This is a genomic window from Pseudomonas sp. St386 (genome assembly GCF_018325865.1).
In the GTDB taxonomy this organism is placed as follows: domain Bacteria; phylum Pseudomonadota; class Gammaproteobacteria; order Pseudomonadales; family Pseudomonadaceae; genus Aquipseudomonas; species Aquipseudomonas brassicacearum.
The window spans coordinates 4,924,397-4,939,874 of sequence record NZ_AP021900.1; the positions used below are offsets into that span (position 1 = coordinate 4,924,397).

13 protein-coding genes are annotated in these 15,478 nt (G+C 63.9%); 1 reads left to right on the forward strand and 12 read right to left on the reverse strand.

Annotated features, from left to right (window positions below; translation table 11 throughout):
- The first annotated feature begins 439 nt into the window (after nt 1-439).
- A complete protein-coding gene (rne, locus tag KI235_RS21680; protein WP_212795292.1) occupies nt 440-3,637 on the forward strand; it encodes a ribonuclease E in 3,198 nt (1,065 codons plus the stop codon).
- 345 nt (nt 3,638-3,982) lie between these two features.
- On the opposite strand, the gene KI235_RS21685 is transcribed toward rne, so the two are convergent.
- The 12 genes from KI235_RS21685 to KI235_RS21740 form a co-directional block, all read right to left on the reverse strand.
- Nucleotides 3,983-4,573 carry a nucleotidyltransferase family protein gene (locus KI235_RS21685; protein ID WP_003204274.1) on the reverse strand — a complete coding sequence of 197 codons (591 nt, stop codon included), beginning with the start codon at nt 4,571-4,573 and terminating at the stop codon, nt 3,983-3,985.
- Nucleotides 4,574-4,593: 20 nt separating this feature from the next.
- The gene (locus tag KI235_RS21690) at nt 4,594-5,565 is read right to left on the reverse strand and encodes an XdhC family protein (RefSeq protein ID WP_212795293.1); all 972 of its coding nucleotides are present in this window, start codon (nt 5,563-5,565) and stop codon (nt 4,594-4,596) included.
- A complete protein-coding gene (locus KI235_RS21695; RefSeq protein ID WP_212795294.1) occupies nt 5,565-7,880 on the reverse strand; it encodes a xanthine dehydrogenase family protein molybdopterin-binding subunit in 2,316 nt (771 codons plus the stop codon). Before KI235_RS21695 ends, KI235_RS21690 begins: the two co-directional genes overlap by 1 nt.
- Nucleotides 7,877-8,347 (reverse strand): (2Fe-2S)-binding protein, encoded by a 471-nt coding sequence (locus tag KI235_RS21700; RefSeq protein WP_212795295.1) that lies wholly within the window; start codon nt 8,345-8,347, stop codon nt 7,877-7,879. The genes KI235_RS21695 and KI235_RS21700 overlap by 4 nt, the downstream gene beginning before the upstream one ends.
- A gap of 265 nt (nt 8,348-8,612) precedes the next feature.
- Nucleotides 8,613-9,632, reverse strand: coding sequence for a UDP-N-acetylmuramate dehydrogenase (gene murB / locus KI235_RS21705; protein ID WP_212795296.1), 1,020 nt, complete (start codon nt 9,630-9,632; stop codon nt 8,613-8,615).
- Nucleotides 9,629-10,093 carry a low molecular weight protein-tyrosine-phosphatase gene (locus tag KI235_RS21710; RefSeq protein ID WP_013694001.1) on the reverse strand — a complete coding sequence of 155 codons (465 nt, stop codon included), beginning with the start codon at nt 10,091-10,093 and terminating at the stop codon, nt 9,629-9,631. The genes murB and KI235_RS21710 overlap by 4 nt, the downstream gene beginning before the upstream one ends.
- Nucleotides 10,093-10,857 (reverse strand): 3-deoxy-manno-octulosonate cytidylyltransferase, encoded by a 765-nt coding sequence (kdsB, locus tag KI235_RS21715; RefSeq protein ID WP_003204286.1) that lies wholly within the window; start codon nt 10,855-10,857, stop codon nt 10,093-10,095. The genes KI235_RS21710 and kdsB overlap by 1 nt, the downstream gene beginning before the upstream one ends.
- Nucleotides 10,854-11,039, reverse strand: a complete 186-nt coding sequence (locus tag KI235_RS21720; protein ID WP_003179363.1) for a Trm112 family protein — start codon at nt 11,037-11,039, stop codon at nt 10,854-10,856. Before KI235_RS21720 ends, kdsB begins: the two co-directional genes overlap by 4 nt.
- A 23-nt stretch (nt 11,040-11,062) precedes the next feature.
- Complete coding sequence (lpxK, locus tag KI235_RS21725) at nt 11,063-12,073, reverse strand: tetraacyldisaccharide 4'-kinase (protein WP_003204290.1); 1,011 nt, start codon at nt 12,071-12,073, stop codon at nt 11,063-11,065.
- On the reverse strand, nt 12,073-12,501 hold the full coding sequence (locus KI235_RS21730; RefSeq protein WP_013694002.1) for a biopolymer transporter ExbD: 429 nt from the start codon (nt 12,499-12,501) through the stop codon (nt 12,073-12,075). Before KI235_RS21730 ends, lpxK begins: the two co-directional genes overlap by 1 nt.
- The gene (locus KI235_RS21735) at nt 12,498-13,133 is read right to left on the reverse strand and encodes a MotA/TolQ/ExbB proton channel family protein (RefSeq protein WP_003204294.1); all 636 of its coding nucleotides are present in this window, start codon (nt 13,131-13,133) and stop codon (nt 12,498-12,500) included. The genes KI235_RS21730 and KI235_RS21735 overlap by 4 nt, the downstream gene beginning before the upstream one ends.
- Before the next feature lie 96 nt (nt 13,134-13,229).
- On the reverse strand, nt 13,230-15,476 hold the full coding sequence (locus KI235_RS21740) for a DNA internalization-related competence protein ComEC/Rec2 (protein WP_212795297.1): 2,247 nt from the start codon (nt 15,474-15,476) through the stop codon (nt 13,230-13,232).
- Nucleotides 15,477-15,478: the final 2 nt, after the last annotated feature.

Consider the following 15,478-nt stretch of genomic DNA (forward strand, 5'->3'; position numbering starts at 1 on the left):
ACGGCCAGTTCACAAAGTGCAGTCAGCTGCGGACGACCCCGAGCGAATGCTTCGGAAACAACGCCTAAATTAGCCATGATGCGTGACCTCCCCTTCCGGAGCTCACGGTAAATGCCAACCCGCTGCGGATTCTGCGCGCGGCAGCACCCGAATTATCAGGGATACGTGTAGGGTGGAGATGTACAACCGTCGGACTGTGTAGCACTAGGCTTATATTTAGACGCTTCATCTCGTCCACAGGCGCCGGTTGATTCCTCCTCCTGACTGAGTGCTTGAGTACCAGCAAGCAGGACGCGTCCGTCGCGACTTCGCCATCATTGGGTCGAACTCGCTGGACACTGGAGTGGCCTTGCCATCTCCAGGACGCACCTGACACCGACCGTGAGAAGTCGTGTGTGCCGAACGCCGTTTCCGGCAGCCCGGAAACCGACGGTACTACATGAAAAGAATGCTGATTAACGCAACTCAACCCGAAGAGTTGCGTGTTGCACTGGTAGACGGCCAGCGCCTCTACGACCTGGATATCGAATCCGGTGCACGCGAGCAGAAGAAGGCCAACATCTATAAAGGCCGGATTACTCGCATCGAACCAAGCCTTGAGGCTGCCTTTGTCGATTTCGGCTCCGAGCGCCACGGCTTCCTGCCCCTCAAAGAAATCTCCCGCGAATACTTCAAGAAGGCCCCTGAAGGCCGCGTCAACATCAAGGACGTCCTGAGCGAAGGCCAGGAAGTCATCGTCCAGGTCGAAAAAGAAGAACGTGGCAACAAGGGCGCCGCCCTGACCACCTTCATCAGCCTGGCCGGCCGTTACCTGGTCCTGATGCCGAACAACCCTCGCGCCGGTGGCATCTCCCGCCGCATCGAAGGCGAAGAGCGCAACGAACTGCGTGAAGCCCTGAACGGCCTGGTTGCCCCGGCGGACATGGGCCTGATCGTGCGCACTGCAGGCCTTGGCCGCAGCAGCGAAGAAATGCAGTGGGACCTCGACTACCTGCTGCAACTGTGGACCGCCATCAAAGAAGCCTCGCTGGATCGCTCCGCGCCGTTCCTGATCTACCAGGAAAGCAACGTGATCATCCGCGCCATCCGCGATTACCTGCGCCAGGACATCGGCGAAGTGCTGATCGACAGCGTCGAAGCCCAGGACGAAGCCCTGACCTTCATTCGCCAGGTGATGCCGCAGTACGCCAGCAAGATCAAGCTCTACGAAGACAGCGTTCCGCTGTTCAACCGTTTCCAGATCGAAAGCCAGATCGAGACCGCCTTCCAGCGCGTCGTCGAACTGCCGTCCGGCGGCTCCATCGTCATCGACCCGACCGAAGCCCTGGTGTCCATCGACATCAACTCGGCCCGCGCCACCAAAGGCAGCGACATCGAAGAAACCGCCCTGCAGACCAACCTTGAAGCGGCCGAGGAAATCGCCCGTCAGTTGCGCCTGCGCGACATCGGCGGCCTGATCGTCATCGACTTCATCGACATGACCCCGGCCAAGAACCAGCGCGCCGTGGAAGAAAAGGTCCGTGAATGCCTGGAAGCCGACCGCGCCCGCGTACAGGTCGGTCGCATCTCGCGCTTCGGCCTGCTGGAAATGTCCCGTCAGCGCCTGCGTCCGTCCCTGGGCGAAAGCAGCGGCATCGTTTGCCCGCGTTGCAACGGCACGGGCATCATCCGTGACGTCGAGTCGCTGTCCCTGGCGATCCTGCGCCTGATCGAAGAAGAAGCCCTGAAAGACCGCACCGCCGAAGTTCGCGCCCAGGTGCCGATCCCGGTGGCCGCGTTCCTGCTCAACGAAAAACGCAACTCGATCACCAAGATCGAACTGCGTACCCGCGCCCGTATCGTCATCCTGCCGAACGATCACCTCGAGACGCCGCACTTCGAAGTGCAGCGCCTGCGCGATGACAGCCCGGAAGCCCACACCAACCAGTCCAGCTACGAAATCGCTGCTGCCGCTGCCGAAGTGGAAGAAGTCCAGCCGGCCGCCGCCACTCGCACCCTGGTTCGCCAGGAAGCCGCGGTCAAGACCGCTCCGGCCCGCGCCAACGCTCCGGTTCCGACCGAAGTGGCCGCTCCGGTTGCCGCCCCGGCCGCTGCACCAGAGCCAAGCCTGTTCAAAGGCCTGGTGAAGTCGCTGGTCAGCCTGTTCGCCACCAAGGAAGAACCTGCTGCCCCGGCCGTCGTCGCCAAGCCTGCCACGACCGAGCGTCCTACCCGCAACGAAGAACGCCGTAACAGTCGCCAACAGACCCGCAACCGCAACGGTCGTCGTGACGAAGAACGCAAACCTCGCGAAGAGCGTGCACCGCGTGAAGAACGCGCGCCACGTGAGCCGCGTGAAGAGCGTCAGCCGCGCGAAGTTCGTGAGGAAGCGCCAGCCGTAGCCCGCGAAGAGCGTGCACCGCGTCCGCCGCGTGAAGAACGCCAGCCGCGCGCACCGCGTGAAGATCGCAAGCCACGTGGCGAGCGTGAAGAACGTGTTCGCGAATTGCGCGAGCCACTGGATGCCGCCCCGGCTGCCGCCGCCGCCACCGCTGAAGAGCGTCCGGCTCGCCAGCCTCGTGAAGAACGTGCACCGCGTCCGCCACGTGAAGAGCGCCAGCCACGCGCCGAGCAGGCAGCCGCCGCTGCCAGCGAAGAAGAAGTGCTGAACACCGAAGAGCAGTTGCAGGAAGACGGCCAGGACACCGCCGAAGGCGATCGTCCACGCCGCCGCTCCCGTGGCCAGCGTCGTCGCAGCAACCGTCGTGAGCGTCAGCGTGACGCCAACGGCAACGTGATCGAAGGTTCGGAAGAGTCCGAGTCCACCGAGAACGCTGAAGCGCCAAGCGCTGCCGACCTGGCCGCCGGCCTGGCCGTGACTGCCGCCGTTGCCAGCAGCGCAATCAGCGCCCCGGCCGAAGCCCAGGCTCACGAACAAGCCGAACGCGCTACCGCTGCCGTGGAAAGCGCGCCAGTTGCTGAAGCTCCGGTAGTCGAAGCCACTACTCCGGTAGAAACCACTGCTTCGCCAGAAGTGGAAGTCGCCCCGGCCCATGAAGCCCAGGTTGCTGAAACTGAAGTGGTCGCCGAGCCTGCACCGGTCGTCGAGCAGCCAGTGGTAGCCGCTGAGCCGGCCTTCGAAGCACCGGCCGAGGAAAAGGCCCCAGAGCCTGCCCGCGAGGAGCAGACTGCGTTCAACTGGACCGCCGAGCCAGTTGCACCGGCACCTGTTGTCGAGCCAGAACCGACACCAGAACCCGTGAAAGCGGTCGAGCCAGAAGTGGTCGAGCCTGCTCCAGTGGTCGAAGCACCCGTGGTTGTCGAAGCACCGGCCCCGGTTGAAGAGCCAGCACCTGCCAGCGCCCTGACCGCAAATGGCCGCGCGCCGAACGATCCGCGTGAAGTGCGTCGTCGCAAGCGTGAAGCCGAGCGTCTGCAGAAGGAAGCCGAACAAGCTGCCGCTGCTGCCGCTCAAGCGCCTGCTGTCGAACCAGCTCCAGTCGTGGAAGAAGTCGCCGAGGCAGCCCCTGCCCCGGTCGCCGAGGCCCCGGCTGAATCGGCTCCAACGTTCGACGAACCTCAGCACACTGCTGAAGAAGTCGTGCCGCGTCACACTGAAGCCCTGGAAAAAGAGCACGAGCCTAAACCTCACGCCTGATTCCACCGCCCAGTAAAAAGCCCCGCCTGGTCATGCCAGGCGGGGCTTTTTTATGCCTTCATACTTATCCACAGTGGGTCTGGGACCAGGCACAAGATTTATGCCCCCTGAAGATCCAATGTGAGAGCCGAGCTCGCTCGCGATGGCGCCGGGTCAGCTTGCATCAATGCTGAATGCCAGACCGCTTTCGCGAGCAAGCTCGCTCCCACAGGGATCTGGGGGCGGGCACAAGATTTATGCCCGTTGAAGATCCAATGTGGGAGCCGAGCTTGCTCGCGATGGCGCCGGGTCAGCTTGCATCAATACTGAATGTCAGCTCGCTTCCACAGGCTTCTGCGTCGTCTGTTATTTGAAGGCCAGTGCCTCTGGCACATCTACATCCCACGTTACGCCCGGGTCATCCACCGGCACTTCGACCACTTGCGCCCCGGCAAACAATACCTTGGCCCCCCGATCACCGGTCAATGCCATCAGTTTCGGTCCAAACCCACGACCGAATCCCACCGGATGCCCGTACTCACCGGCAAGGACCGGCACGCTGATGCCGTCCGTGCGGATCCCTGCCACCACCTGTTCGATGCTCGACGGCAGGATGAAGGGCATGTCGCCCAGCACTATCAGCCAGCCATCAAGGTCCGGGCAGGCCTGGACGCCTGCGGCAATGCTGTCGCCCAGGCCGGGCGAGTCCAGCTCCACGAAATCGCAGCCATAGGCCTGGGCCATGCGAACGGCTTGCGGCCGATCCCTGCTCGTCACCAGCAGGCGCTTTTCCAGGGCGGCTGGCAGATTCACCAGCACCTGTTCGATCACCGACCGCACGGCGCCGTCACGCCCGGCGCAATCAGCCAGCAATTTATCCTTGTCCGGGCCTGCAATACGGCGGAAACGGCTGCCCGATCCGGCCGCCAGAATGATCACGCCAATCGACTCGCTCATACGCCCTCCTTGCCCACGGCTTACAGCGGCTTTTTCTGCCGCAGTTCAACGCAATTCTTGATGGCCACGATTTCGGCCAGCAGCGACAAGGCGATTTCCGCCGGGGTGTGGCTACCGATGTGCAAGCCGATGGGTCCATGCAAGCGTTCAATGGCCTCTGCTGACAAGCCTAGCTGAGCGAGGTTATCCCGGCGCTTCTGGCTGTTGACTCGCGAGCCCAGGGCGCCGACATAAAAAGCCTTGGAGTCCAGGGCCGTAAGCAGCGCCATGTCGTCCAGGCGTGGGTCATGGGTCAAGGCCACAATGGCGGTGCGTTCGTCGGTCTGGATGCTCAACACCGCTTCGTCGGGCATCCCCGAGACGAAGCGGCCATGCTGCTCTTCCCAACCATAGACAAACTCCTTGCGCGGATCGCAAATCAGCACTTCAAAGTCCAGCAGCCGGGCCATTTCCGCCACGTAGCGCGACAGTTGCCCTGCGCCAATCAGCAGCAGCCGCCAACGCGGACCGTATATGGCCCGCAGGACCTGCCCATCGAACACCAGGGCGTCGGTCTTGCTGGCCGGGGTCAGGACCACGTTGCCGCTGGCGACTGTCAGCTCACGGGCGACAATCTCATGGGCTTCGCAACGTTCCAGCAACTGCGCGACCCAGTGTGGGTCGCCCACCCGCTCTTCGGTCAGGCGCAGGGTGCCGCCGCACGGCAGGCCGAAGCGCGCTGCTTCTTCGCGGGTGACGCCATAGGTGATCAGTTGCACCGGCGGACCGTCCGCCGGAATGCGACCGTCGTGCAACCGGGCGATCAGGTCATCCTCGACACAACCGCCCGACACCGAACCAATCACCACGCCATCTTCGCGCAGGGCCAGCATCGCCCCCGGCGGCCTTGGCGCGGTACCCCAGGTCTGGACCACAGTGAACAGCACCACCCGCTGCCCGGCGCGGCGCCACTCAAGCACGCTGCGCAGGACGTTCAGATCAACGCTGTCCATCAGGCCTTCGCCTGCTGCCAGCCCTGCAGCTGATAGCGCACAGGCAGGCTACGAATACGCTTGCCAGTGGCAGCGAAAATCGCGTTGCACAGCGCAGGCGCAATCGGCGGCACGCCCGGCTCGCCGACACCGCCCAACGGCACCTCACCCGGCGGCGTGACCAGATGCACCGCCACTTCCTTGGGCGCCAGGGACATGCGCGCCACTTCGTACATATGGAAATTGTCCTGCTGCACCTTGCCGTCCTTGAAGCTGATTTCCCCTACCATGGCATTGCCCAGGCCCATGACGCAGGCGCCCTCGAACTGGGAACGGATGCGCTCGGGGTTGATCTGCGGACCGCAATCCACGGCGATGTCCGCCTTGTGCACGATCACCGTGCCATCGTCCTTGACCTCCACCTCGATCACCGCCGCCACGTAAGTGACGAAGCTGTAATGCACCGCCAACCCCAGGCCACGGCCCTTCGGCAGCTCCCGGCCCCAACCGGCGGCCTTCGCAGCGGTTTCCAGCACCGTGCGAATCCGCGCGGTATCAATCGGATAACGCTCGGGGGATTCGCCATAGTTCCATTCTTCGCTCAAGGTACGCGGATCGATCTTGCGGTCCGGCCCGAGCAATTTGACCTGGTACGTCAGCGGATCCTGGCCGGCCTTGTGGGCCAATTCGTCGATGAAACTCTGGATCGCGAAACCATGGGGGATGTTCGACACCGAACGGTACCAGCCCACCCGGGTGTGAGCCGTGGCTTCGGGGTTCTCCAGGCGCAGGTTCGGGATGGCGTAGGCCATGTTGGTCACGCCCATGCCTATTTCGAACGGCGCCTCGTGGGTCATGCCCGGCGCAAACAGTGCGGTGATGCTCGGGGCCACGGTGCGGTGCAACCAGCCGGACGGCATACCGTCCTGGTTCAGGCCGGCCTTGAGGTATTCGGCCGATACAGTGTGGAAATACGAGTGATGGATGTCGTCCTCGCGGGTCCATTGCACCCGTATCGGCTGGCCTGGAAACTCCTTGGCAAGCACCGCTGCTTCGACGACGAAATCGGGTTTGGACTTGCGTCCGAAACCACCGCCCAGCAACGTGATGTTCACCGTGACCTTATCGAAAGGAATGCCCAGGCGTTCGGCGACACGTTCACGGGTCACCTGCGGGGCCTGGCTCGGTGCCCAGGCCTCGCATTGACCGTCCTTGAACCGGGCAACGGCAACCATCGGCTCCATCGGTGATTGGGACAGGTGCGGCAAGTAATACGCCGCTTCCAGGGTCGAGTCGGCCTTGGCCAACGCGTCGTCGAGGTCGCCGCTGCTGCGCACGACTTTTCCGGGCTTGAGGGCCGCCGCTTCCAGTTCCTTGCGATAGGCAATGGAGTCATACCCGGCATTCGGGCCGTCGTCCCACTGGATTTTCAACGCTTCGCGGCCCTTGATCGCCGCCCAGGTGTTCTTCGCCACCACCGCCACGCCGCCCAACGGTTGGAATTCCGAGGGCAGCGGGCGCCCTTCGATCTGCACCACCTTGATCACGCCCGGTACTTTCAGCGCCGCGCTGCTGTCCACGCTCTTGACCTTGCCACCATAGACCGGCGGACGCGCGATGACGGCATAGAGCATGCCGTCGAAATGCACATCGGCACCAAACACGGCACGACCGTTGACGATGTCCGCACCATCAATGGCCCGGCTCGCCTCCTTGCCGATGTAGCGGAACTCCGATGGCTGCTTGAGGCGCAAGCTGTCACGCCCCGGCACCGGCAAGGCACTGGCCGCAGCGGCCAATTCGCCATAGCCCAGTTCACGCCCCGAAGGCTGGTGCAGCACTTTGTGCAGTTGGGCATGGCATTCACCCACCGGCACCTTCCACTGCGCAGCGGCGGCCTGTTCCAGCATGGTCCGGGCGGCAGCACCGCAACGGCGCATCGGCTCATACCAATGACGCATGCTACGCGAGCCGTCGGTATCCTGGTTACCGAAGCGCGCCTCATCGGCCGGCGCCTGCTGCACCTTCACACGCGCCCAGTCGGCCTCCAGCTCATCGGCCACGACCATGCTCAGGCTGGTGCGCACACCCTGGCCCATTTCCGAACGGTTGCAGATCACGGTCACGCTGCCATCAGCGGCAATGCTGACGTACACCTTCGGGTCGTCGACCGCGCCATGGGGCATGCCCTCGGCACCGAATTTCTTTTCCTCGGCAAAGGCCTCCGGCAGGCCCCACGTGGCCGCCAGCACCAGCACACCGGTGGCGCTCGCGCCTTTGAGGAAGCCGCGACGGCTGAGGTTGCTCAGGACAAAATCATCGGGCAAGCGGCTCATGCCTTGGCCTCCTTCAGGTGAGTGGAGGCCAGGCGGATCGCGGTCTTGATCCGGTTGTAGGTGCCGCAGCGGCAGATGTTGCCGACCATGGCTTCTTCGATCTGCTCGTCACTCGGGTTGGGGTTGGTCTTGAGCAAGGCGGTCGCCGACATGATCTGCCCACCCTGGCAGTAACCGCACTGGGCCACCGCCGTGTCGAGCCAGGCCTTCTGGACGATTTGTCCGACCGGATCGACATGAAGTTCGTCGATGGTGCTGACATTTTGCCCATTCACAGAACCGATTGGCGTAATGCAGCTGCGCGCCGGGGCGCCGTCGATGTGGATGGTGCACGCGCCGCACAGGCCCATGCCGCAGCCGAATTTGGTGCCGTTGTAACCGGCTACATCCCGAATAGCCCACAGCAGCGGCATGTCCTCGGTCACATCCAGTTGATGGTCTTTTCCATTGAGTTTCAGGGTAATCATGGGCACGCCCGCATAGTTATCGAGTTATGGGGTCGAGCAATCTGCCGCCGGGTTGACGGTTCGGTTGTCGCAGACTGGCTCAGGCTGATCGGGCTCTCTTATGCCGGCGCACGCAGGCGTCTGCATCGGGCCTTTAGGATGCGATGGTCGCATCGTTAGGAAGCTAAATTAACCCAGGATCACGCAAAACGCCCTGCACAATCCTGCACAAATGCTTGTGTGCGGGGTGTGCAGGGCGTTTTTTCAGGCGGTCGCAAAGCGCGGTTCAGTACCGATTGGGTTCCATTTCCAGCTCGACCTGGAAACGTTCGGCAATGTCTTTCTGGATGCGCAGGGCCAGGTCCAGAAGTTGCGGGCCCGTGGCGCTGCCGTAGTTGACCAGCACCAACGCCTGCAACTTGTGCACCCCGGCATCACCTTCGCGAAAGCCCTTCCAGCCGGCGCGCTCGATCAGCCAGCCGGCAGCGACTTTCATCTGCCCCTCAGGCTGTGGATAAGCCACCAGGTCAGGGTATTGCAGCTTTAAGTGCGCCACGTGCGCGGCCGGCACCAGCGGGTTCTTGAAGAAGCTGCCGGCATTGCCCAGCACCGCCGGGTCCGGGAGTTTTTCGCTGCGGATGCTGCAAATGGCCCGGCTCACATCGGTGGGTGTTGCCTGCTCGATGCCCTGCTCGGTCAATCGCTGACGCACCGGGCCGTATTCCAGATGCAAGTGCGCGGCGCGGCTGAGGGCAAAACGCACCCGCAGGATCAACCAGCGACCCGCTTGCTGCTTGAACAGGCTGTCGCGATAAGCGAACCGACAGTCTTCAAGGCTGAAATCGCGCAGTTCGCCGGTCTGGCGATCGAGCGCGGTGAGGCCGGCGAAGACGTCCTTGATCTCCACACCGTAGGCGCCGATGTTTTGCATCGGTGCCGCGCCCACGGTGCCGGGAATCAGGCTGAGGTTCTCCAATCCCGCCCAACCTTGCGCCAGGGTGTGCTGGACGAAAGGATGCCACGGCTCCCCTGCTTCGGCTTCGACCACCACCCGTTCGCCGTCATCGCTGAGCAGGCGAATACCGTGGCTGGCCATGCGCAGCACCAATGCATCGATGTCGCCGGTCAGCAGCAGGTTGCTGCCGCCGCCGATTACCAGCAATGGCACGGCATGTTCGGTGGCATAAGCCAACGCCTGGCGAACATCGTCATCGCTGTGGGCTTCGGCGAACAACCGGGCAGTGACGTCCACACCAAAACTGTTGAAGGGCTTGAGGCTGACGCCCGCCCGAACCTGCAAGGTCATAACCGCCCCTTCAATTCGATCACCAGGCGATCGGTAGCGCGTTCGATCAGGTCCAGCACTTGTTCGAAGCCTTGTTCGCCGTCGTAGTACGGGTCCGGCACATCGTCGAGTTCAGCCTCGTAGCGGCGCAGGAACAGATCCAGCTCGGCCTTGCCATTAGCCGGTTGCAGAGCCTTGAGATTACGCAGATTGCTGCTGTCCATCGCCAGGATCAGGTCGTAGGCGGCGAAGTCGGCGCGGGTCACCTGTTGCGCGCGCTGGGCCGACAAGTCGTAGCCACGCTTCAGGGCCGCCGCCTGGCTGCGCTTGTCCGGCGCTTTGCCGACGTGCCAGTCACCGGTGCCGGCGGAAGCGACTTCCACCTGCCCGGCCAGCCCGGCCTCACGCAACTTGTGGCGCAGGATGCCTTCGGCGGTGGGTGAGCGGCAGATATTGCCGAGGCAGACGAACAGGACCCGCATCAAGCCTCCAGCAGGCGACGAACGCGCTCGAGGTCTTCGGCGGTGTCGACACCGGTCGGCGGGGCGATCAGCGCATCGGCGACGTGGATCCGCACGCCGTGCCACAGGGCACGCAGCTGCTCCAGGGATTCAGTGTTTTCCAGCCAGCACGGGCCCCAGGCGACGAAGTCCTGGAGAAAGCCGGCGCGGTAGGCATAGATGCCGATATGGCGGCGGTACGGCACGCCCTCCGGCATCACGTCACGGCTTTGGGCGAATGCGTCCCGCGCCCAGGGCAATGTCGCGCGGCTGAAGGTCAACGCCAGGCCATTGAGGTCACTGACCACCTTGACCACATTGGGGTTGAACAGGGTCTGCACATCCTCGATCGGCTCAGCCAGGGTGGCCATGCGCGCCTCGGTGTGGGCCGCGAGGTTGGCGGCGACCTGATCGATCACGCTCGGCGGGATCAACGGCTCGTCACCCTGCACATTGACCACGATAGCGTCGGCGGCAAGACCGAGTTTCGCCGCGACCTCCGCCAGGCGGTCAGTGCCCGAATTATGGTCTTCACGGGTCAGCACGACTTCGGCGCCAAAGCCTTTGCAGGCCTCGACGATGCGCGCATCGTCAGTCGCCACCACCACACGCTGGGCGCTGCTTTTGCAAGCCTGCTCCCAGACATGCTGGATCATCGGCTTGCCGGCAATCGACAGCAACGGCTTGCCGGGCAGGCGCGTCGAAGCGAAACGCGACGGAATGACAACGGTAAAGGCTGCAGTCATTTATCCAGGCGCTCGTCGGTGGTCAGGGTACGGGCTTCGCTTTCGAGCATCACCGGGATGCCGTCGCGAATCGGGTAGGCCAGGCCGGCGCCCTTGCTGATCAGTTCGGTCTTGTCGGCGCTGAGCTTGAGTGGGCCTTTGCAGACCGGGCAGGCCAGAATGTCGAGCAGTTTGGTGTCCATGGAATTCCCCTGGATAAAAGGTTTTAAGGCAAAAGCCGATCCGGCAACAGGCGCATCAACTGCGTATCGAACCAGGCCGCGAAGGCCGGCGACGGCGCGGCGTCTACCGCCAGGTACCACCAGTCGGGTGCGGCGAAGGCACGGCATTTGACTGCGTCCTTTTCCGTCATGACCACCGGCAGCGATGGCGTGAAACTCAAGGCCTGGGCGCTGTATTCGGCGTGGTCGGCAAACCCATGCGGTATTGGCCGCCAGTGTAGCGTTTCGAGGGTCTTGAAGAAACGCTGGGGATTGCCGATGCCGGCCACGGCATGCAGGGCCTGGCCGGGTGGAAAATGCTCAAGGGAGCACCGCTCGCCACTGGCCAGGTTCACCAGCGCGGTGGGACGCAATTGGAAGGCGAAACCGTCTTCGCGGTCGGCACTGGCGCCGTTGTACAGCACGGCGTCGACCGATTGCAGGCGCTCGACCGGCTCGCGCAACGGCCCTGCAGGCAGGCAACGTCGGTTGCCCAGGCCACGGGCGTTGTCGATCAACACCAGCTCCAGGTCTCGGGCCATCCGATAATGCTGCATGCCGTCGTCGGACAGGATCAGGTCCAGCGGTTCGGCCTCCAGCAGTGCCTGGATGGCGCGACTGCGATCAGGGTCGATCATCAACGGCACACCGGTGCGCTGGACAATCAACAGCGGCTCGTCACCCGCGACGTCGGCGCCCTGCTCGGCCGCGACCCGCCAAGGCAGTTGCGGCGGCTTGGCGCCGTAACCCCGGCTGACCACGCCGACCCGCAGGCCACTGCGCTGGCAGTGCTGGATCATCCACAGGATCAACGGCGTCTTGCCGGTGCCGCCAACGGTGATATTGCCCACCACGACCAACGGCACGGGGGGCTGGTAGATCTGGCCTTCACCCGCCAGGAAACGCTCGCGCTTGCCCACCACCACCCGTCGGTACAACCACTCCAGCGGCCGTAGCAGGGTCAGGGCCGGGTGACCTTCATACCACGCGGCAAGCAATCGATCGGACATGGCCATCAGGGTGCGGGGGCCGCCTCGACCGTGGTCATGCGCAGATGGCTGAAACCGAGCTTGCCAGCCGCGTCCATGGCGGTGATCACCGATTGGTGAGGGGTCTTGCCGTCGGCGCTGATGGACAGCGGCAGGTTGGTGTCGCCGCCAGACTCTTTCTGCAGGGCCTCGATCAGGCTCGCCAGGTCGCTCTTGGGCAGTAATTGGTTGTTCACCGAGAACGCCCCTTCGGCGCTGATGGTGATTTCCAGGTTCTTCAGTTGCTGGTCTTCGGCCGGCGAGCCGCTGACGGCCTGTGGCAATTCAACCTTGAGCTGGGTTTCCCGGGTGAACGTGGTGGTCACGACGAAAAACAGCAGCAGGATGAACACCACGTCGATCAGCGACGCGAGGTTGATCTCGATGTTTTCCCGTGGCTTGCGGCGGAATTTCACTTCTTGCCCCCAGCCAGGTCCACGTCACGGTCCCCCTGCACCACCTCGACCAGCTTGATGGCTTCCTGCTCCATGCCCACCACCAACTCGTCGACGCGGCGTTGCAGGAACCTGTGGAAGAACACCGAAGGGATACCGACCATCAGGCCAGCAGCGGTGGTGATCAAAGCCTTGGAGATCCCCCCCGCCAGCACCGCAGCGTTAGTGGTCATGCCGGAACCGGTGAACGCACTGAAGATGTCGATCATGCCCAGCACCGTACCCAGCAGGCCCAGCAGCGGGGACATGGCGGCGATGGTGCCCAGGGTATTGATGTAGCGCTCCAGTTCATGGATGACCCGGGCGGCGGCTTCCTCGATGCACTCCTTCATGATCTCGCGACCATGCTTGGAGTTCGCCAGGCCGGCGGCGAGGACTTCCCCCAGGGGCGAACTGGCTCGCAGCTCCTTGAGCTTGTCCTTGTTCAGCTGCTTGTCCTTGATCCAGACCCAGACCTGCCCGAGCAGATGCTCCGGGGTCACGCGGCTGGCCCGCAGGGTCCACAGGCGTTCGGCAACGATACCCAGTGCCGCGATGGAACTCAGAATGATCGGCAACATCATCCAGCCGCCGGATTTGACCAATTCCCACACAGTGACTGCCCCCTCGAAAAAGTGCGCCACTTTATCACACAGACTCGCCTTGCAGACCCGCCCCCACCGATAAGCGCATCAGTCGATTGCGCTGGATCAATATTGCCCCGGTGGCCCGACTGCGGGCGGATCACGCCAGTAGCGGCGGTGCCCGGCCTCGGTGTGCGGCACCTCGAAAGCCCCCAGTAGCAGACGAATGGCGCCCTGCTCGGCACTGTCGTAGATCGCCAGGCCCGAGCGCCGATACCGGGCCATCACCTGGGGATGAGGGTGGCCGAACGCATTGCCCTGCCCTCGGGAGATCAATACCGAATGCGGCTTGAGACGCGACAGCAACGCCATCGACGACGAACTGCGACTGCCGTGATGCGGCGCGGCCAGCCACTGGATCGGCACCGCCAGGGCCTCGTCGAGCAAGGCGCGCTCGGCAGGGGTGTCGATATCGCCGGTCAGCAGCAGGCGTTCACCGCCGGCCTCCACCACCAAGACACAGGACTTCTGGTTGCTCTCGACGGCAGAGGCCCACCGCCACAGTTCGAACCCGACCCCGTCCCATTCCCAGCGCCTGCCACTGTCGCAAGGCCCGGCCAGCAGTTCGGCGGGCAGCGCGTCCGGATCGCCGCTGATCACTTCCAGCGTCGGCAGCCCATTGCGCACGGCGCGGGCACCGCCAGCGTGATCGGCGTCGGCATGGCTGAGCAACATCAGGTCCAAGCGGCGCACACCCAGTTTGCGCAAGGTCGGCAGGACGACCCGCTCGCCCGCGTCAGCCTCGCCAAAGCGCGGCCCGGCGTCGTAAAGCAGGGCGTGCCGCCGGGTCCGCACCAGCACCGCCAGCCCTTGGCCCACGTCCAGTTGCCAGATCTCGGCGTGCCCTTGCGGCAGGTGTTCTTGCGGTGGAAAAACCATCAGCAACACCATCGGCCACCCCAGTACACGTAGCGGCACACCTTTGGGCAACAGCAGCAAAAAAGCACCGAAGGCGGCGATGCCCAAGGCCCAGGGCGGGACTGCGGCAGGAACCCAGGCCGGCATTCGTCCGGCAACCAGTGCCAGCCCCTTGAACAGCAGATCGAGCAGCCCACCGGCAATCCACAGCAGGCCTTCGCCCATGAGCGGCACCGGCAACAATGCCGTGCCAAGCAGCGCCAGCGGCAATACCAACAGGCTGATCCAGGGCACCGCGAGCAGGTTCACCAACGGCCCGCTGAGGCTGACCGGCAAACCCACGATCAACAACAACGGACACAGGCCGAGCGCGACCAGCCACTGGGCACGGGTCCAGGTTTGCCACCAGCGCCAGGGCCCCAGGCGAGCGCCAAAGGTGAACATCAATATGGCCACGGCCGCAAACGACAACCAGAACCCCGGCCGCAAGCTGGCAAGCGGGTCGAACACCAGCACCCCGACGAAGGCCAGCAGCCATGCCCACCACGGATCTGGCTGTTTGAAACGCAAGCGCCACAGCAGCACCAGGCCGATCATCGCGCAGGCCCGCCGCACCGGCACCTCGAAGCCGGCGAGCAAGCCGTAGCCCAGGGCGGCACAGAAGGCCAGCCCACAGGCCCAAGGCAACCAGGCCAGACCCACCGGCCAAAGACCATAACGCGCCGCGCCGGCCACCAACAGGTACACCAGGCCGGCGAGCAGGCCGATGTGTTGCCCGGAGATCACCAGCAAGTGGACGGTGCCGGTGTCTTGCAGCACCTGCCAATCCTCGCGACTCAGCCCGCCGCCGTCGCCCAGCACCAGAGCCGCCAGCGCACCGGAGCGGCCGTGGGCATCGACCTGTGCCAGCGCCTGGCGCACCTCGTCACGCCAGGCCCCCCGGGCCGCTTGCAGGAGATGGCCATCCTTGATGGTACCGGTCGCGCCGATGCCGCGGCTCAGCAACCAGGCGGCATAGTCGAAGCCGTGCGGGTTCAGCAGCCCACTGGGCCGCTTGAGTTTCACCGCCAATCGCCATCGTTCGCCGCTGTTGACCGACGGACCACCGAACCAGGCGAGACGCATCGCCGTCGGTAGACGGGTACGGCGTGAATGGACATCGGCCAGTTCGAAGCGCATCACGCCTTCGCCCTGTTGCGGCAAACCGATCACTCGACCCTCGACCCAGCGGGTTTCGCCGTCAAGCGCGATGGGTAACCGGTCGTCCAACGCACACTGCGCCGACAGGCAGGCCCAGGCCAGCCCGAACAGGAAAAAACCCAGCGGGTAGGTTCGAAACGGCAACACCATCAGCGCCAGCACCGGCATGGCTGTAATCAGCCATATCGGCGGCAGTGCCGGCAAAAAAATCGGGGCCAACAGCCCCAGTGCAAGCGCGACTAACCCTGTGCGCATAA